This window comes from Nonomuraea fuscirosea (genome assembly GCF_035917475.1).
Lineage (GTDB): Bacteria > Actinomycetota > Actinomycetes > Streptosporangiales > Streptosporangiaceae > Nonomuraea > Nonomuraea fuscirosea.
Window position 1 is genome coordinate 16942 of the sequence record NZ_CP109074.1, and the last position, 17953, is coordinate 34894.

The following is a 17953-nucleotide window of genomic DNA, read 5'->3' on the forward strand; positions in this document are numbered from 1 at the left end:
GTCCAGCATGTCGTCAGATATCGGTGATCTCCTGCTGCAGACGGTCCCCTTTGCCCGCACTTTGGGGCTGGTTTTCGATTCAGTGGGAGGAGGCGGGGCGATTTGCCGCGTTCCTGACCGCGAGGACCTGCGTAACCACGTGGGCGGGCCGCATGCCGGGGTGCTCTTCACGCTCGCAGAGTCCGCGTCCGGGGCCGCCGTGCTGTCCCTGTTCGGCGACCAGCTGAACCGGGCCACACCGCTGCCCACCACGGCCACCATCGCGTACCGGAAGGTGGCCACGGGTGAAATCCGGGCCGAGGCCCGGCTGCTCGCGGAACGGGAGGAGGTCTTGGGCAGGCTGGATGCGGGGGAGCGGCCGGAGTTCGACGTGGCGGTGTCGCTGACGAACGAGGCAGGGGTCTTGGTCGCGGACCTGACGGTCACCTGGACCCTACGCCCGAACCGTTCGCCGACGGCGTGACCTGGTCGTCTGCTGGTAGTGCGACCTGATCGCGTTGCACGGTGTGCGAGCGGTGCTACGTGATCGTCTCGCGTGGTTTGCGGGTGGTGCGGGTTGGTCGCGTTGGGTGGTGTCGGGCGGCGTGACCTGAATGCCGCACGTGGTCTGCGGGTGGCGCGATTTGGTCGTCTTGCGTCGTCTGTGGGCGGCGCGATCTGGTCGTCTTGCGTGGTCTGCCGGCGGTGCGGCCTGACCGCGTTGCGCGGTTTTTGGGAGGCGTGACTTGATCGCCCCACTGGTTGCGGGCAGTGCTAATCGAGTGCTTTACGCGTCTGTGGGCGCGATCTGGCGGGCCCGCATTGTCTGCGAGCGGTGCTCCCCGATTGCCTGTCGTGGTTCGCGGGCCGGTGCGGATCGACTGCTTTGTGTGTCTGCCGGTAGGCGTACCGGATCGCTCGCACGTGTGTGCGACTGCGGGGTATCCGATCGCGAGGTAGTTGGTGCGAGCGTGGAGCACTGGCTCGATCATGGGCAGCCGACTGTGGAGTCTTCGATCGTTAGACCGCCGAGCCGCCGAGCCGCCGACCGCCGGCTTCGGACTGCCGATCCCCCGGACTGCCGATCCCCCGGGCGTCCGATCCCCCGGGCGTCCGATTGCGGGTCGGACGTGGCAGGGGATCCGCCCCGGACCGGGGTGGCGCGTGGCGGGGTTGCGGCCACTACCGCATCATGCTGTCTGGCCCGTCTGAAGGTATCGCCGGGGCGGCGTCAGCGGGCTGTACGGCTGTGCGGATGACCACGTGGCGCTTCGGGGCGGATCGGTCCGTGAGGAGGGTCAGGAGATCTCGTCTGATACAGCCTCGCGGCGGGTTGTGGGTGAGTCGTCCGGGGTGCCGTCGCGGCTGGAAAGGAGGCGGCGTAGGGATCGCAGGCGGGTGGGGTCGGCCTTGCCTTCCGCTACCAGTGTGTCCAGTGCGCAGCCGTCGCCCAGGTGGGTGCAGCCCTTCGGGCAGTTGACCGTGCCCTCGTTCAGGTCGGGGAACGCCGCCAGCACCGTCTCCACCGAAACATGGGCCAGGCCGAAGCTGCGTACGCCGGGGGTGTCGATGATCCAGCCGCCTTCCGGCAGCTCCAGCGCCACGGCCGAGGTGGACGTGTGGCGGCCGCGGCCGGTGACCGCGTTGACCTGGGAGACGGCCCGGTTCGCGTCGGGGACCAGGGCGTTGACCAGGGTCGACTTGCCGACTCCCGAATGGCCGACCAGAACGCTGATGTGCCCGGTCAGGTGGTCGCGCAGCTCGTCGAGCGAGCCGCCCTTGTGCACCACCACATGTGCCACGCCCAGTGGCTCGTACAGCGCCACCAGTTCGTCGGGCGGAGCGAGGTCGGACTTGGTGAGGCAGAGCAGGGTGTCGATTTCGGCGTCGAACGCGGCCACCAGGATCCGGTCGATCATCCGGGGCCTGGGCGGCGGGTCGGCCAGGGCGGTCACGATGACGAGCTGGTCGGCGTTGGCCACGACCGGGCGCTCGATGCCGTCGGTGTCCTCGGTGTCGTCGGCCGAGCGGCGCAGCATGGACGTGCGCGGCTCCACCCTCACCACCCTGGCCAGGGTGTCGGGCCGGCCGGACACGTCTCCTACCAGCGCCACCCTGTCACCCACGACGATGCCCTTACGGCCGAGCTCGCGGGCCTTCATGGCGACCACGAGCCGGCGCTGGGGCGGCTTGCGCTTCTGGGCCGAGCCCTTCGGGCGTTCCGGCTCGATCAGCGTCGTGTAGCGGCCCCGGTCGACGGCCACCACGAACCCCTCGACGGCATCCTCGTGCGCAGGACGAATCCGGGTCCGGGGCCTGGAGCCCTTGCCCGGCCTGACCCGTACATCGTCCTCGTCGTATTCCCGCTTGCTCAGCGGTCTGCTCCCATGCGCTCGCTTCCTCTCAGTGTGCTGGCCGGTTCGGTGCTGGTTGGCCCGTGATGACCGACTCTGTCATGACCGACTCAGTGGTGGCGGTGGTCGACTTATGCCCGGTCTATATGGAGATTGGCCGTTCTGTGTGGTGATTAGTCGGTCTATGTGGTGATCAGTGGTGGTGCCGGGATGAAGCCGGCGCCACTGGTGATGATGATCTTCGGTGTGGCAAGCCCTGCCAGCGGTGGTGATGGATTGTATGGCGGAGCCAGTCCATGTTGGTGGCGCTGACCTGTAGGCGGGGCAAGCCGGCCGTGGTGGTGCTGGTCTGCAGGCCGGGCGACCGGCCTTGGTGGTGCTGGTTGGTGGGCGGGGCGAGTCCGCGTTGGTGGTGGTGATCGTGATGCGGTGTGCGCTCTCCCTGCCGGTTGCGGTGCGGAGTGAGTCGCCGCCGTCGCGGTGCGGAGCGATGGTTCGCCGGGGGTGATGGGTGGTGCGGGGGTGATGCCCCCGCTGGTGGCGACAGTGGTGTACGGAGAGGCTCAGCTGGTGTGCTGGGCGCGGACTGCTCCGCAGGCTTGGGCCCGCGATGAGAAGCTTCGTTGGGCTCTCCCCGCCCAGAACATCGCTGAGTCGCGGAGCCGGTGATGGCCGTGTCGTGCTGGTGTGTTTCTTCATCGTCATGCGGGCAGCGCCGTCTCACGCGCCGCCGCCCTCTTCCGCTGTGCCCGGCGTGTACGGGGTGAAACCAGCGCTCGTGGGTCGGCGGGTGTCGGCCCTGGTCGGGCTTGGGCAGGCGGTACTCATCGGGCGTCCAGCATCGCCGTCCACATCTGGACGAACTCCGGCAGGGTCTTGGCGGTCGTCGCGATGTTCTCCACCTCGACGCCGGGCACGGCCAGGCCGATCACCACTCCGGCCGTGGCCATGCGGTGGTCGTCGTAGCTGTGGAAGGTGCCGCCGTGCAGGGGGCGGGGGCGGATGATCAGGCCGTCCTCGGTCTCCTCCGCGTCACCGCCGAGTCGGTTGATCTCCGTGGCCAGCGCGGTCAGCCGGTTGGTCTCGTGGCCGCGCAGGTGACCGACGCCCCGGATGCGGCTGGGCGTGGTCGCCAGTGCGGCGAGGGCGGCGATCGTCGGGGTCAGCTCGCCCACCTCGTGCAGGTCGGCGTCGATGCCCGTGATCACGCCCGTCCCCCTGACCACCAGGTCGGTGACGCCGGAGCCGGTGGCCGCCGTCGTACCCGTGTTGAAACCGGCGGAGGAATGGGGGGAGGCGGGAGAGGACGGGCTCGGACCGGTCGCGGTGGCGGACGGCGTGTCGGTGGAGCGGGTGATCTCCGGGCTCGGGGTGGGGGTGGCGCGGGTTACCTCGGCGCCCATCTGGGTGAGGAGGTCGCGGAGGGCGTCGCCTGCTTGCGTGGTGGTGAGGGGCCAGCCGGGGATCGTCACCGTGCCGCCCGTGACCAGAGCCGCCGCCAGGAACGGGGCCGCGTTGGACAGGTCGGGCTCCACCGTCATGTCTCTGGCCGCGATCGGGCCGGGCGCCACCCGCCACACGTCGGGCTCGCTGTCGTCGACCGCCACGCCGGTCGCTCTGAGCATCTCGACTGTCATCTCGATGTGAGGCTGGGAGGGGACCGGCGGGCCCACGTGGCGGATCTCGACGCCCTTCTCGAACCGGGCGGCCGTCAGCAGCAGGCCCGAGACGAACTGCGAGGAGCCGGACGCGTCGAGGACGACCTCGCCGCCCGTCAACGGGCCGCTGATCGTGAACGGCAGGGCGTCGTTGTCGATGCGTGCTCCGAGCGCGCGCAGAGCGTCGAGGATGGGGCCCATCGGGCGCTTGCGGGCATGCGGGTCGCCGTCGAACGAGACGGGGCCGTCGGCGAGCGCGGCCATCGGCGGGACGAAGCGCATGACCGTGCCCGCCAGGCCGACGTCGACGTGGGCGCCGCCGCGGATCGGGCCGGGGGTTACGTGCCAGTCGACCCCCGCCGCGCTCTCCCTGGTCGGGGTCAGCGTCGTGCCCAACGAGCGCAGCGCCGACGCCATGAGGTCCGCGTCGCGGCTGCGCAGCGCCTGACGCACGATCCCCGGGCCGTCGGCCAGCGCCGCGAGGAGCAGCGCGCGGTTGGTCACCGACTTGGAGCCGGGCAGCGGGACGGTGGCGGTGACCGGAGTGGTCGCCACCGGTGCGGGCCAGTGCGGAGCGGGCATGGTGAAAGAGTACTGGCCGTGGCGGTGCCGGGGTCACAGCCTGTGGATAACGACTGCCGCGCTGTTGCGGCCTGTGGACCGCCGTCCGATATGCCGGGTGGGGCGTTGTCCGGTACACCGGGAGGGACGTCGCCTGGGTGCACCGGGAGGGGCGTTGTCCGGTATGCCTGGTGGGACGCCGTCCAATACGCAGGGCGGGACGTCGTCCGATACGCCAGGTGGGCATTGTTCCGTCGTGCCGGGTGGGGCGTGCCCAAACATGCGATCGAAAGCTGGACGTGGCAGTGTGGGGTCATGTGCGGTAGATACGCGTCGGCGCGTAAGAAGCACGAGTTGCTTGAGGAGTTCGAGGTCGAGCAGGACGCCGAGCCCGACAAGGAGCTCGGCGCCGACTACAACGTCGCCCCGACCAAGAACGTCTACGCCGTCCTGAGTCGTGTGCCCAAGGAGGCCGAGCGGGCGGTGCGGCAGCTCCGGGTGGTGAAGTGGGGGCTGGTGCCGGTCTGGGCCAAGGATCCGTCGATCGGCTCGCGGTTGATCAATGCCAGGGCCGAGACGCTGGCGGAGAAGCCGTCGTTCCGGCAGGCGTTCGCCAAGCGCAGGTGCCTGCTGCCGGCGGACGGCTATTTCGAGTGGATGCCCGTCGAGGGAGAAAAGAAGAAGAAGCAGCCGTACTTCATCCATCCCGCCGACGGCGGGGTGCTGGCTATGGCGGGCCTGTACGAGTTCTGGAAGGACCCCTCGCGCGAGGACGACGACCCGCTCAAATGGCTGGTCACCTGCACCGTCATCACCACGGACGCGGAGGATCAGCTCGGCCGCATCCACGACAGGATGCCCATGATGATCGAGCGTGAGCGCTGGTCGGAGTGGCTCGACCCCAAGCTCACCGACACCTCCCAGGCCGCCGGGCTGCTGGTGCCGGCCGAAACGGGGCGGCTCACCGCGTACGCGGTCTCCACGGATGTGAACAACGTCCGAAACAATGGCCCCGACCTCATCAAACCTCTACCTGAGGAGGAGGAAACCGCGCTTTTCTAAAGGTGTAAGAGGCGCTTTAAGTGGGCATCCGGTGAGGAAAGCGATGCATCCGTTTACTCGGTGTCACCGCCAAAATGCCCCCTAATTGCACCGGGCGGGACATCCGGGGAGTCCTTGCCGCGGGCTGCCCTCATTCACCCGGAGGTGCGGATTCGTGGACGTCACGACCGCTCGTGAGCGGCTGGAAGACATGCTCGTGGAGTTGGACCGCTCGATTGGGGTCCTGCGGGGCGACCCCGTCGCCGTACGCGAATACTCCGCGGCGGACGCCGGCTCCGACCTGACCGACAACGACCGCGCGCAAGCCATGCTGACCGTGGCCACCGCACAGCGGCAGGCGGTCGTCGAGGCCATCAAGCGCGTCGAGGAGGGGGTGTACGGCAGATGTGTCGACTGCGCCCGGCAGGTGCCGGAGGGGCGCCTGGAGGCCCGTCCTGAGGCCGCGCGCTGCGTGCAGTGCCAGGGCAAGCGGGAACGCCGCCGCTGATGCTCGACGCCGATGGTTGACGCTCAACGCCTGACGCCTGACGACCGAGGGCTCCCCTGACGCCTGACGCCGAACGGCTGACGGCTGATGGCTCCCCTGACGCTTGATGACTGGTGGCAAGGGTCGCTGCGGCCAGGGCGCACGGGCCGCCCAGTGCGAAGTGCGAGCCGCCGGACACGAAGAACGGCGGCAGGGCACTTGGGCTCGGGTGGATGGTGCTCGGGAGCGGGCGTGCAAACTCCGGCCGTGCTCGACGTGCGGCCGTGCTCGAAGGACGACCCGCACCCGAAGGGCGGCCATGTTGGGTGGTGGGTGTTCGGCGTGGGTGGTCAGGTTTTGCGGGCGCTGGCGACCAGGTGGATGCCGACCGTGTCGTCGTCGTCGGGGTGGGCGTCGAGCTCCGTACGCACCAGGTAATTGAGCGCGCGCGAGTCCGACCCGAGCACGTGGTCCACCGTGGACGGCGACAGCACCGTGCGCGGCCGCATCCACTCGACCTCCAGCCCGGCGCCCACCAGCAGCTCGCGCAGCTGGCCGCTGCTGAAGCAGCGCGTGATGCTGCCGTCGGGCCACGGCACGAGCATGACCTCGCCGGTCTGCCGCAGGTGCTGCCACTGCCCCTGCTCGGCCAGGATCGCCATGCCCAGCACCAGCGAGTCGACGCACACGAGCGCCCGCCCGCCGGGGCGCAGCACGCGGGCCACGTCGCTCATCGCCGACTCGGCCATGAGCTCGATCGACATCACCCGCTCCTCCGCGAGCACCGCGTCCACGCTCGCGTCGGGCAGGAAGGACAGGTCGTCGGCGCGTACGTGGCGGACCCGGTCGGCGTCGCGCAGCCGGGAGCCGTCGAGGGTCCTGCGGAAGTCGAGCACCTCGATCACCCGGTGTCCCGCCCTGGCGGCCTGGCCGGACCAGCGCCCGCGTCCGCCGGAGAGGTCGAGGATCACGGAGGGGTCGGCGGGGAGCCATCGGTTGAGTTGTTCGGCGGCTACGGCACGGTAGAAGGTCCAGTACGGCCCGAGCGTCCCTGAGCCGTTCAGTTCCTCGGCCGGAATGGGCAGCACACGCGACTCCTGGGTTCCGGAAAAAGGGCTACCAGCCGGTACGTATGACGTTCCCCGCACCGGGTCCTTCGTACCTTCTATCTTGCGGGAACAGACAAGGGCGCGGGCGTGTTGCGACGAGCATGCTCACATTGGTCGAACCCCAGCCCGCTGACCGACCGGTCGCGGGCCAGCGGGTATCCTCCCCTGAGTACGGTGTTCCGCCACAGCCGGCCACCGGTGATCTTAGGGGGGTGGGTCCGGTGCCCGCGACAGGCGCGGAGACGCTGGAGCAGCGAAGCGAGCGATTCGAGCGCGACGTCATGCCGTATCTCGAGCAGCTCTACTCCGCCGCGCTCCGGATGACCCGAAATCCAGCGGACGCGGAGGACCTGCTCCAGGAGACCTTCGCCAAGGCGTTCGCTTCTTTCCACCAGTTCCAGCAGGGCACGAATCTCAAGGCGTGGCTCTACCGGATCCTGACCAACACCTTCATCAACAGCTACCGCAAGAAGCAGCGGGAGCCGAAGCAGTCGGGCACGGAGGAGATCGAGGACTGGCAGCTCGCCAGGGCCGAGTCCCACACGTCGAGCGGCCTGAAGTCGGCCGAGGTGGAGGCGCTCGAGCACCTTCCCGACGGCGACATCAAGCAGGCTCTGGCGGCTCTGCCCGAGGAGTTCAGGATCGCGGTCTACCTGGCCGACGTCGAAGGCTTCCCCTATAAGGAGATCGCCGACATCATGGGCACTCCCATCGGGACCGTGATGTCGAGGTTGCACAGGGGACGCAGGCAGCTGCGGGGCCTCCTTGAGGATTATGCTCGCGAGCGTGGCCTGGTCCCGGCGGAGGGATCGAAATGAGCTGTGGCAACGCGCACGACACCGACTGTCGCGAAGTGCTCGACAAGGTCTACGCCTATCTCGACGGCGAGCTGACCGAGGGTGATGTCACCGACATCCGGGTTCATCTCGACGAGTGCAGCCCGTGCCTGAAGGAATACGACCTGGACAAGGCGGTCAAGGCGCTGGTGGCCAAACACTGCGGCTGCGACCCCGTTCCCGCGGACCTGCGCTCCAAGGTGCTGGCCCGCATCGCGCGAGTGCGTTCGGAGCTGGCCGACTAAGATTCACCCCATGCGCGTGTTGGTCACCGGGGGTGCCGGGTTCATCGGGTCGAATCTCGTCGATCGTCTGCTGGCGGACGGGCACGAGGTGCACGTGGTCGACGACCTGTCCACCGGCAAGCGGGAAAACCTGGCCGGCGCGGCGGGCCAGGACCGCTTCACGCTGCACGAGATGGACATCCGCGATCCCGCGCTGGTCGCGCTGGCGACGGAGCTGCAGCCTGAGGTGGTCTGCCACCTGGCCGCGCAGATCAGCGTGCGCAAGAGCGTGGCCGATCCGGTGCACGACGCTAGGCTCAACGTCGAGGGCATCGCGGCGGTGCTGACCGCGGCCCACGAGGGGCGTACGCGCAAGGTGGTGTTCGCCTCGTCCGTGGCCGTCTACGGGCGGCCCGCGACCATTCCGGTGCCGGCCGACGCCGCGACCGACCCGCGTTCGCCGTACGCGGCCTCGAAGCTCAGCGGCGAGATCTACCTGGCCACCTTCCGCGCGCTCTACGGCCTCGAATACACCACGCTGGTGCTCTCCAACGTCTACGGTCCGCGGCAGTCGCCCGACGGCGAGGCGGGCGTCGTGGCGATCTTCACCGACGCGCTGCTCAACGGCACGCCCACGGTCCTCTACGGCGACGGCACCCAGACCCGCGACTACGTCTTCATCGACGACGTGGTCGACGGCTTCGTCAGGGCGTGCGGCGCGGAGGGCGACGGCCGCAGGTTCAACCTCGGCACCGGCATCCAGACCACCGACCGGCGGCTGCACTCGCTCATCGCCGACGCGGCCGGCGCCCAGGACAAACCGGGCTTCGCGCCGCCGCGTCCCGGCGATCTGCCGGCGATGGCGGTCGATCCGGTGCCGGCCCACGACGGGCTGCGCTGGCAGCCGCGTACGGACCTGCCGACCGGAGTGAAGAAAACAGTCGAATGGGCCGCGAATCGTCGCATGACGTAGTGGCTTGATTACGCTTTGCTTGCGATTTCCGACTCCGCCCTTGCGTCCACGCCGACTTCTGTAGCGTGAACCTCACAAGTCGACGTGGAGGCATGTGGATGTTGAAGGTTATGGTCGCCCGGCTGCTCACCGCCATCGTGCTGATCACCCCGGTGATCATGGTGGTCGGCGGAGCGGTGCCTCCTGGGGTGTCCTGGACCTGAACACCGTGGGGGGCCGCAATGCGTGAACTGCCGTGGCCCGCAAGGGTCTATCTGGTCGCCGTGATCGGTGCGGCGGCCGCTCTCATCGGACGCGGCGTGCTCGTCTCCGGCACGCCCGTGGCCGTGGAGGATCTCGACATCCTCCTAGTGCTCGCCCTGCTGTTCCTGGTGTGCGAGTCGATGCCGACGCTGCTCAACGTGGAGCAGTTCGCGGTGTCGGTCAGCTTCTCCGCCTCGCTGGCGGCCGTGGTGCTGATCGGGCCGGAAGGCGCGGCGCTGGTGGGCTTCACCGCCGTCTTCAGCGTGCGGCCCGGGCTGCCGCTGGTGAAGCGGCTGTTCAACGGGGCCCAGTTCGCCATCTGCGGCTACGTCGCGGGGCGGGTCTACGAGGCGCTGGACGGCCGGGTCGGGGTGCCCGAGGTCAACGCGTTCGACGACCTCATCGGCCCCTACGCCGCGGCCACCGCCGTCTTCGTGCCGCTCAACATCGCGCTCACGCTGACCATGATCGGGCTGGCCACCCACGTGCGGGCCACCGAGATGCCGGTGCGGGGCATGGCCCAGTTCCTGCTGTCCTACCTCGGATACGGGACGTTCGGGCTGCTCGTGGCGGGGCTGTGGGCCACCGTGGCGTCGATCTCGGCGGTGCTGGTGCTGCTGCCGCTGTTCGTGGCGCGGTGGGCGTTCGGGCAGTATCACGCCCAGCAGCGCTCCTACGACGCCACCATCGCGGCGCTCTGCCAGGCGGTGGAGACGAAGGACTATTACACCAGGGGCCACTGCACGCGCGTCTCGCACGCCTCCTCCATGATCGCGCAGGAGATCGGGATGGGGCTCGAACGGGTGCGCGCCATCCGCTACGCGGGCATGCTGCACGACGTCGGCAAGCTCGGCGTGCCCACGAAGGTGCTGCAGAAGGACGGGCCGCTCACCGAGGAGGAGTTCGCCGCGATCCAGCTCCATCCGATGCGCGGGCTGGAGATCGTGCGCGGCATCGGCTTCCTCGACGAGGCGTACGCCGGGATCATGCACCACCACGAGCGCCACGACGGCACCGGCTACCCGATGGGGCTGGCCGGTGACGAGATCCCCGAGTTCGCCAAGGTGATCGCGGTGGCCGACGCGTTCGACTCGATGACCTCCGACCGCTCCTACCGGGGCGCGCGGCCGGTGCCGGTGGCCGTGGACGAGCTGCGCAAGAGCGCGGGCACCCACTTCGACCCGGTGATGGTGGCGGCCTTCATCCGGGCGCTCGAACACGAGCCGTGGCAGCCGCCGCGCCGGGTCGACCCGCCGCCGCCCGAGGCCGCTGAGACGCCGATCAGGGACCACGACGACCCGACCATGCCCATCCAGGTCGTGACCGGGCCATGATCACCACAGAGCGCGTCAGGCGCGCCGAACGATCCAGGCACCCGGTCCTGCGCCGGTTCGACTCCGGGCAGCTGCTGCTCATCTGCGCGGCGGGCCTCGTCGCGCTCGCCGGCGTCACCTACACCGCGGCCGTCGGGCTGCAGCGCCCGCAGATCGCGGTCGGGTTCGGGGCGCTCATCGCCGTCGGCGAGCTGGCCAGGCTCACCATGCCGGGCAACAGGGAGGTGGCGCCGATCGGCGCCGCCGCCGCGCTCGGCTACACGCTGCTGCTCGACCTCAGCCAGAATCCGCTCACCCACCCCGCGTTGCAGGTCGTCGCCGTGATCGCGGTCGGCATGGTCGCGGGCGCCCTGCCGCACCTGGCGGTGGGCCGGCCGCCCCGCCTCGACGCGATGGCCAGGCGGCTGCTCACCGGCTCGCTGCTCGCCTTCGCCTTCCGGCCGCTGGCCGGCACCCTGTACGAGCTGACCAAGCCGCCGACCAGCACGTGGTGGCCGGCGCTCGCGGTGATGGTGTCGCTCATCGCGGTCACCCTGCTGATCGACGTGCTGATCGCCGCGCTGCTGCGGGCCGAGCAGGTGCGCACGGCGTTCAGGGTGGCCGTGCGCGACGAGCTCAACATGGCCTTCCCGCTGGGGGCCGCGGTGGCCTCGTCCGGCGTGCTGCTGGCGCTGGCCACGCACAGCATGGACCTGGTGGCGCTGCTGGTGTTCGCCGCGCCGCTGCTGGTCACGCAGGTGGCCTTCCGTAAATACGCCGGCATCAGGGCCACCTACCTGCAGACCGTGCGCGCCCTGTCGCGGGTGACCGAGGTCGGCGGCTACGTCGAGCCGGGGCACTCGCGCCGGGTCAGCCGCCTGGCCGTGGCCATCGGCAGAGAGCTGGGCATGGCCGAGCCCGAGCTGCTCGAACTCGAGTACGCCGCGCTCATGCACGACATCGGCCAGCTCTCGCTGCGCGACCCGATCCCGGGCGGCGCGACCGTGCTGACCGACCCCGAGCAGGCCCGCCGCATCGCCGAGCTGGGCGCCGAGGTGATCAGGCAGACCGGGGTGCTGGACCGGGTGGCCGAGGTGGTCAGCCGGCAGTGCGACCCGATCAGCGACGACCCGCCGCTGTCCAGCCGCATCATCCGGGTGGCCAACGCCTACGACGACCTGGTGGGGCCGTCGACCGACCGCGACCGCGGGGGTGCGGCGCTGGAGCGGATCCGGTTGTCGTCCGGCAGCGCGTACGATGCTCATGCGGTCGAGGCGCTCGCCCGGGTGATCGATCGCGGCCGTGTCTGAGGCCGTACGGGTACGTCTGACGTCGAACGAGTAGGTCTGAGGTCGTACGAGAGGCACTCCCGCGCATCGGGACGCACAACGGGCGTCCGGGACCACAGGTGCCGACACTCCGGGAGCCATGGCGCAAGCGGGCCCGGTGCTGGGGTGGGCGCGTTCCGGTCCTACAGTCCGGGGGGCGACAGTCGTGTTTACGGACGCTCACCTTTGTAGGGTTTCTACAGATCGAACTCGCCGGATCGGTGGTTTCGGGGGAAAGGGGTCAAGCCTCCGGCGGCCATAGGGTGGTCGGCGTGCTTACTGAGACGCTCGGATCCGTTCTGATCGCCAACCGAGGGGAGATCGCGCGGCGGATCATCCGTACGGTCAAGCGGCTGGGCCTGCGTGCCATCGCGGTTCACTCCGAGGCCGACGCCGACCTGCCGTTCGTGCGCGAGGCCGACGAGGCCGTGCTGATCGGCCCGGCCAACCCCGCGCAGAGCTACCTCGACGTCGCGAAGGTGCTGGAGGCGGCCCGCGCGACCGGCGCGCGGGCGATCCACCCCGGTTACGGCTTCCTCGCCGAGAACGCCGCGTTCGCCAGGGCCGTGATCGACGCCGGGATGGTCTGGATCGGGCCGGCGCCCGAGGCCATCGACAAGATGGGCGACAAGATCAACGCCAGGAACCTGATGGAGGCCGCCGGCGTGCCGGTCGCCGCGGGCACCCGCGAGCCGGTCACCGATCTGTCGCTGGCGCTGAAGGCCGCCGAGAACATCGGCTACCCGGTCATGGTCAAGACCGCGGGCGGCGGCGGTGGCATCGGGATGAGCGTGGCGCACGACGACGACGGGCTGCAGAAGGCGTACGAGCAGGCGGCCAGGGCGGCGGCGCGGTTCTCCGGCGACGCGCTGGACGGCCCCGCGGTGCTGCTCGAGCGCTACATCGAGCGGGCCCGCCACGTCGAGGTGCAGATCCTCGGCCTGCCCGGCGGCCGGGTCGTGGCGCTGGGCGAGCGTGACTGCTCGGTGCAGCGCCGCCATCAGAAGGTCGTCGAGGAGTCCCCTTCGCCCGGCATCAGCCCCGAGCTGCGCGAGCGCATGCTGGCCGCCGCGGTGCGGGTCGGCGAGGCCGTCGGCTACCTGGGCGCGGGCACGGTCGAGTGCCTGGTCGACGCCGACAAGCAGGACTTCGTGTTCCTGGAGATGAACACCAGGCTGCAGGTGGAGCACCCGGTCACGGAGCTGGTCACCGGGCTCGACCTGGTCGAGCTGCAGTTGCGGGTCGCCGCGGGGGAGAGCCCCGAGGTGCGGGCCGAACCCAGCGGGCACGCGATCGAGTTCCGGGTCTACGCTGAGGACCCGAAGCGGTTCTTCCCGGGGCCGGGCACGATCACGGCCTGGGACGAGCCGTCCGGCGACGGGGTGCGGGTCGACTCGGGCTACGTGGCGGGTAACACCGTCACGCCGTTCTACGACCCGCTGATGGCCAAGCTCTGCGTCTACGGCTCCGACCGGGCCGAGGCGCTGGAGCTGGGCCGCAAGGCTGTGGCGGAGTTCACGGTGGAGGGGCCGAAGAACAATCTGCCGTTCTGCGCCGAGCTGCTGGAGAACGCGGAGTTCGCCACCGGCGACTACGACACCGGCCTGGTCGCGCGGATGCGCGCCCGGACCGCATGAGACCGTTGAACCACGGAAAGAAGGGGAGTCCCGGTGGCTGAGGTACGCGCTGAGATGGTGGCGAACGTCTGGAAGGTCGTCGTCAAGGAGGGCGACACCGTCTCCGACGGCGACACGCTGGTCATCCTCGAGTCCATGAAGATGGAGATCCCGGTGCTCGCCGAGGACGACGGTGTGGTGGCGCAGCTCAAGGTGGCGGAGGGCGATGTCATCCAGGAGGGTGATCTGATCGCCGTCATCGAGTAGCGCGGGCCATGAACCTGGCGCGGTCGACCACGACGCGTTCGATCGTGCCCTTGCCGACCACGGTCCGCCGGTCGTGGGCCTCGAAGGCGAAGACGAGCCGCCGGCCGTCGACCTCGGTGAGCTCCACGCCGACCTGGACGTGGGTGCCGAGCGGGCTGGCGGCGGTGTGCTCCAGCTCGACCCGGGTGCCGACGGACGTCTCGCCCGGGGCGAGGTGCCGCTCGATCGCCCGCAGGGTGGCGGCCTCGGCCAGCGCGAGCAGCCGGGGCGTGGCCAGCACGGGCACGTCGCCGCTGCCGAGCTTCTTGGCGGTGTCCTCCATCTCGACCATGATGAGCAGCTGGGCACGCAGGCCGGGAACGAGCGTCATGGGATCAGCCTATGGTGGCGACAGGGTGCGGGCCGTCGGATCCGGCGGGTGCTGACTTACCGGAAACGCGGACAAGTGTGGCACCAAGGCCCCAGGATAGGCTTTGTACGGCTTGAGGCATTTAAGTGGCATGTGGGACAGGTGAGTCGTACACTCTCTGAGTTCCGTGACCACTGTGTTACCTCACCGCGACACAAGTTCGCTTTGTTGAGAACGGCGGGGTGGGAGAGGTTTCGGACGTAGGGGGGTAGCGGGGGAATCATGGTGGCCCAAGGGACGACGCTGGCGGGGCGGTATCGACTGGATACCCGCATCGGCGCCGGTGGCATGGGCGAGGTGTGGCGCGGCGAGGACATCGTGCTCGCGCGCACCGTCGCCGTCAAAGTGCTGCTCCCAGGCCGTATGGAGGACCCCGGGTTCGTCGCTCGCTTCCAGGGGGAGGCGCGGGCGATGGCCACGATCAACCACTCCGGCGTGGTCGACGTCTACGACTACGGCGTCAGCGGCGACACCGTCTACCTGGTGATGAAGTTCGTCGACGGCGAACCGCTCGACCGGCTGCTCGGCCGGCTCGGCCGCATCCCGCCGCAACCGGCCATGGAGCTGATCGCGCAGGCCGCGTCGGCCCTGCAGGCCGTGCACGACCAGGGCATCGTGCACCGCGACGTCAAGCCGGGCAACCTGCTCGTGCAGCGCGACGGCACGCTCGTGCTCACCGACTTCGGCATCGCCCGCTCCGACGTGGCCAACCGGCTCACGGACGCCGGCATGGTGCTCGGCACCGCCGCCTACTGCGCTCCCGAGCAGGCCGAAGGCGCGCCCGTGACGCCCGCGGTGGACATCTACGCGCTCGGCGTGGTCGCGTACGAGTGCCTCGTGGGGCAGCGGCCCTTCGACGGTGACAGCGCCGTCACGATCGCGCTGAAGCACATCCGCGAGGCACCGCCACCCCTACCGCAGGACATCCCGCCGCCGGTGCGTAGCCTGGTGGAGATCGCCCTGTCGAAGGACCCGGCCAGGCGCTACCCGAGCGCCAGGGCGATGAGCGAGGCCGCCCGGGCCATCGCCAACGGGCAGATGCCCGCCGTTCCCGACCTGCCGGCCGCCCCCCCGGCCACCGGCGCCACCATGGCGCAGCCCCGCGACGGCTACCAGCACTCCCAGCAGCAGCATCACCAGCAGCAGGGGGACCGGTCGCACGACCCGGCCTACCAGACCGGCGCCAGGATGGCCCACGAGGACACCACCCTGAGCGAGCGGCGCGGCGGAAGCAGGCGCGCCGCGGTCAAGGGCTCACGCAGGACCGGGCTGATCGCGGGCATCGCCGCGGCGGTCGTGCTCGGCGCCGGCGCCACTGCGGTGGCCCTGACCGGCATCACCAACATGGGGCTTCCCGAGCCGACCGTCAGCACCATCGACATCGCCAACCCGAAGCCCTCCACCAGGTCGCCGAAGCCCAGCAAGACCCTCACCGACGAGCCCGAGCCCACGCCGACGCGGACCAGGCACAGCACCCCGCCGAGGTACACGCCGACGCCCGACAAGCCGACCAGAACGCCGACGAAGACGGCGACCAAGACGCCGACGAACAGCCCGTCGCCCTCCAAGTCGCCCAGCGCCACGCCGACGGTCAAGAAGATCCTGGTGCCGAACGTGGTCGGCAGGCGCTTCCTGGAGGCGCAGAGCATGATCGAGGCGGCGGGCTTCGTGTCGAGGACCGACGACCGCACCACCACCGTCGACGGCCGGCGCTGCGGCAGGATCCAGAAGACCACGCCGAACGCCGGAGTGTCGCTGGAGGAGGGCAAGACGGTGGAGATCCTCCTCGTCGACAGCGCCTGCCCCGAGGACGAGCCCCCGGAGACCTCCACCCCGACGCCCACGACGAAGCCCACCACCAACAAGTAGGCCGGCTCAGACGCCTGTCGTGTTGCGGGGGTAGGCGACCTGCGGGTCGGTGGCGACGTTCACCATGTACGGCAGGCCAGAGTCGAACGCCCTGCGCAGGGCGGGACCGATCTCCGACGGCTTGGTGACCAGCTCGCCCCCGCCGCCCAGGGCCGTGACGACCTGGTCGTAGCGGCACTGGGGCTGCAGCTCGGCCGCGACGTCGTAGCCGTACAGCAGCTGCATGGGGTGCTTCTCCAGGCCCCACATGCCGTTGTTGCCGCAGATCATCACGACGGGGAGCCGGTGGCGGACGAGGGTGTCCACGTCCATCAGCGAGAATCCGGCCGCGCCGTCGCCGAGCAGCAGCACCACCTGCGAGGACGGCCGGGCCAGGCGGGCGGCTATGGAGTAGCCGAGGCCGGTGCCGAGGCAGCCGTAGGGGCCCGGGTCGAGCCAGTTGCCCGGCTGCTTCGGCTCGACGTACTTTCCCGCGTAGGAGACGAAGTCGCCGCCGTCGCCGATCACCACGGCGTCCTCGGCCAGGATCTTGCCCAGCTCGCCGTAGATCCGCATGGGGTGGATCGGGTCGGTGTCGGCCGCGAGCAGGTCGGCGTCGCCGGCGATGGCCGCGGCCGCGCTCTCGGACAGCTTCGTCACCCAGGACGCGTACGCGTCGGGCTTGACCCCGGCCTCGCCGCAGGCCGTGCCGAGGCTCCAGAACACCACCGACAGGTCGCCGGCGGCTGAGGCGACCGGCTGCATGTGGGTGGTCAGCTGCGAGGGCGCGTCGGCGATGTGCACCACCCTGGCCAGCGGCGCGCCCTCCTTGCCGCCGAACCAGCCGTAGCCGAGCCGGAAGTCGAGCGGCGTGCCGACCACGATGACCAGGTCGGCCTGGGCGAACGCCTGGCCGCGGGCCCTGGTGACGAGCAGCTCGTGGCCCGAGGGCAGGATGCCGCGGCCCTGGCCGTTGGGGATGACCGGCAGCCGCCACGTCTCGGCGAAGTCGCGGGCGGCCTCCTCGGCGCGGTCCATCCACACGTCGGAGCCGTAGACGAGCACCGGCCGCTCGGCCTCGGCCAGCAGGCGCGCGATGCTCGCCAGGGACTCGGGGTCGGGTTCGAGCGGGGAAGGGCTCTGCGTACGCACCTCGTGCGCCGGCGACGGCGAGAACAGGTGGTCCATGTAGACGTCGAGGAAGACCGGGCCCCGGTGGGGGGCGGTCGCCGTGCGGAAGGCCACCTCGACCTCCTGGCCGACGGACTCGGCGTCGGACGCCGTGAACGCCAGCTTGGTGATCGGGTCGAGCAGCGGCGGGTGGTCCATCTCCTGCAGCGCGCCGCTGCCCCAGCGGGACTGTGGCGCCCGGCCGCCGAGCACGACCACGGGCGAGCCGTTGAAGTGGGCGGTCGCGACGCCGCTGACGCCGTTGGTGATGCCGGGGCCGGCGGTCAGCACGGCCAGACCGGGTTTCCTGGTCAGCCGGGCCGTCGCCTCGGCGGCGAAGACCGCGCTCTGCTCGTGGCGTACGTCGAGGATGCGCATGTCCTCGTGCACCGCGCCGTCGTAGAGCGGGAAGACATGCCCTCCCGACAGGGTGAACATGGTCTCGACGCCATAGGCCTTGGACACGGCGACGGCGGCGTCACCGGCGTGCTTCGCAGACTCCATGCCGGGGAACTTACCAACGAGTCACAAGAGTAA

At 70.1% G+C, this 17953-nt stretch carries 16 protein-coding genes; 11 read left to right on the plus strand and 5 right to left on the minus strand.

Annotated features, from left to right (window positions below; translation table 11 throughout):
* The first annotated feature begins 7 nt into the window (after positions 1 to 7).
* The gene (locus OIE67_RS00085; RefSeq protein ID WP_326635439.1) at positions 8 to 463 is read left to right on the plus strand and encodes a DUF4442 domain-containing protein; all 456 of its coding nucleotides are present in this window, start codon (positions 8 to 10) and stop codon (positions 461 to 463) included.
* Between the two features lie 814 nt (positions 464 to 1277).
* Here OIE67_RS00085 and rsgA read toward each other — a convergent pair.
* Complete coding sequence (gene rsgA / locus OIE67_RS00090; RefSeq protein WP_106252143.1) at positions 1278 to 2354, minus strand: ribosome small subunit-dependent GTPase A; 1077 nt, start codon at positions 2352 to 2354, stop codon at positions 1278 to 1280.
* 803 nt (positions 2355 to 3157) lie between these two features.
* Positions 3158 to 4573, minus strand: coding sequence for a 3-phosphoshikimate 1-carboxyvinyltransferase (gene aroA / locus OIE67_RS00095; protein WP_326635440.1), 1416 nt, complete (start codon positions 4571 to 4573; stop codon positions 3158 to 3160).
* Between the two features lie 294 nt (positions 4574 to 4867).
* On the opposite strand from aroA, the gene OIE67_RS00100 reads away from it, so the two are divergent.
* Positions 4868 to 5614, plus strand: coding sequence for an SOS response-associated peptidase (locus OIE67_RS00100; protein WP_106252149.1), 747 nt, complete (start codon positions 4868 to 4870; stop codon positions 5612 to 5614).
* Positions 5615 to 5768: 154 nt separating this feature from the next.
* Positions 5769 to 6101, plus strand: coding sequence for a TraR/DksA family transcriptional regulator (locus tag OIE67_RS00105; protein WP_106252150.1), 333 nt, complete (start codon positions 5769 to 5771; stop codon positions 6099 to 6101).
* Positions 6102 to 6430: 329 nt separating this feature from the next.
* Here OIE67_RS00105 and OIE67_RS00110 read toward each other — a convergent pair whose 3' ends face one another.
* Positions 6431 to 7168: a class I SAM-dependent methyltransferase gene (locus tag OIE67_RS00110; protein WP_326635444.1), complete on the minus strand. Its 738-nt coding sequence runs from the start codon at positions 7166 to 7168 to the stop codon at positions 6431 to 6433.
* 233 nt (positions 7169 to 7401) lie between these two features.
* Here OIE67_RS00110 and OIE67_RS00115 point away from each other — a divergent pair, with 233 nt between their 5' ends.
* From OIE67_RS00115 to OIE67_RS00145, 7 genes are all read left to right on the plus strand, one after another.
* Positions 7402 to 8007 carry a sigma-70 family RNA polymerase sigma factor gene (locus OIE67_RS00115; protein ID WP_043624264.1) on the plus strand — a complete coding sequence of 202 codons (606 nt, stop codon included), beginning with the start codon at positions 7402 to 7404 and terminating at the stop codon, positions 8005 to 8007.
* Entirely contained in the window at positions 8004 to 8270 is a 267-nt protein-coding gene (gene rsrA, locus OIE67_RS00120) for a mycothiol system anti-sigma-R factor (RefSeq protein WP_106252154.1), read from the plus strand. Before OIE67_RS00115 ends, rsrA begins: the two co-directional genes overlap by 4 nt.
* Before the next feature lie 10 nt (positions 8271 to 8280).
* Positions 8281 to 9222 (plus strand): NAD-dependent epimerase/dehydratase family protein, encoded by a 942-nt coding sequence (locus OIE67_RS00125; RefSeq protein WP_326635450.1) that lies wholly within the window; start codon positions 8281 to 8283, stop codon positions 9220 to 9222.
* A 221-nt stretch (positions 9223 to 9443) separates the two neighbouring features.
* Positions 9444 to 10799, plus strand: a complete 1356-nt coding sequence (locus tag OIE67_RS00130; protein WP_326635452.1) for an HD-GYP domain-containing protein — start codon at positions 9444 to 9446, stop codon at positions 10797 to 10799.
* On the plus strand, positions 10796 to 12088 hold the full coding sequence (locus tag OIE67_RS00135) for an HD-GYP domain-containing protein (protein ID WP_326635453.1): 1293 nt from the start codon (positions 10796 to 10798) through the stop codon (positions 12086 to 12088). The genes OIE67_RS00130 and OIE67_RS00135 overlap by 4 nt, the downstream gene beginning before the upstream one ends.
* 290 nt (positions 12089 to 12378) lie before the next feature.
* Complete coding sequence (locus OIE67_RS00140; RefSeq protein WP_326635454.1) at positions 12379 to 13743, plus strand: acetyl-CoA carboxylase biotin carboxylase subunit; 1365 nt, start codon at positions 12379 to 12381, stop codon at positions 13741 to 13743.
* 33 nt (positions 13744 to 13776) lie between these two features.
* A complete protein-coding gene (locus OIE67_RS00145; protein ID WP_146178623.1) occupies positions 13777 to 13989 on the plus strand; it encodes a biotin/lipoyl-binding carrier protein in 213 nt (70 codons plus the stop codon).
* Here the strand turns inward: OIE67_RS00145 and OIE67_RS00150 are convergent.
* Positions 13979 to 14359: a thioesterase family protein gene (locus OIE67_RS00150; RefSeq protein WP_326635457.1), complete on the minus strand. Its 381-nt coding sequence runs from the start codon at positions 14357 to 14359 to the stop codon at positions 13979 to 13981. The genes OIE67_RS00145 and OIE67_RS00150 overlap by 11 nt on opposite strands.
* Positions 14360 to 14620: 261 nt before the next feature.
* Here OIE67_RS00150 and OIE67_RS00155 point away from each other — a divergent pair, with 261 nt between their 5' ends.
* Positions 14621 to 16267, plus strand: a complete 1647-nt coding sequence (locus tag OIE67_RS00155; RefSeq protein WP_326635459.1) for a serine/threonine-protein kinase — start codon at positions 14621 to 14623, stop codon at positions 16265 to 16267.
* A gap of 6 nt (positions 16268 to 16273) precedes the next feature.
* Here OIE67_RS00155 and OIE67_RS00160 read toward each other — a convergent pair whose 3' ends face one another.
* Complete coding sequence (locus OIE67_RS00160; protein ID WP_326635461.1) at positions 16274 to 17920, minus strand: acetolactate synthase; 1647 nt, start codon at positions 17918 to 17920, stop codon at positions 16274 to 16276.
* Positions 17921 to 17953 lie beyond the last annotated feature (33 nt).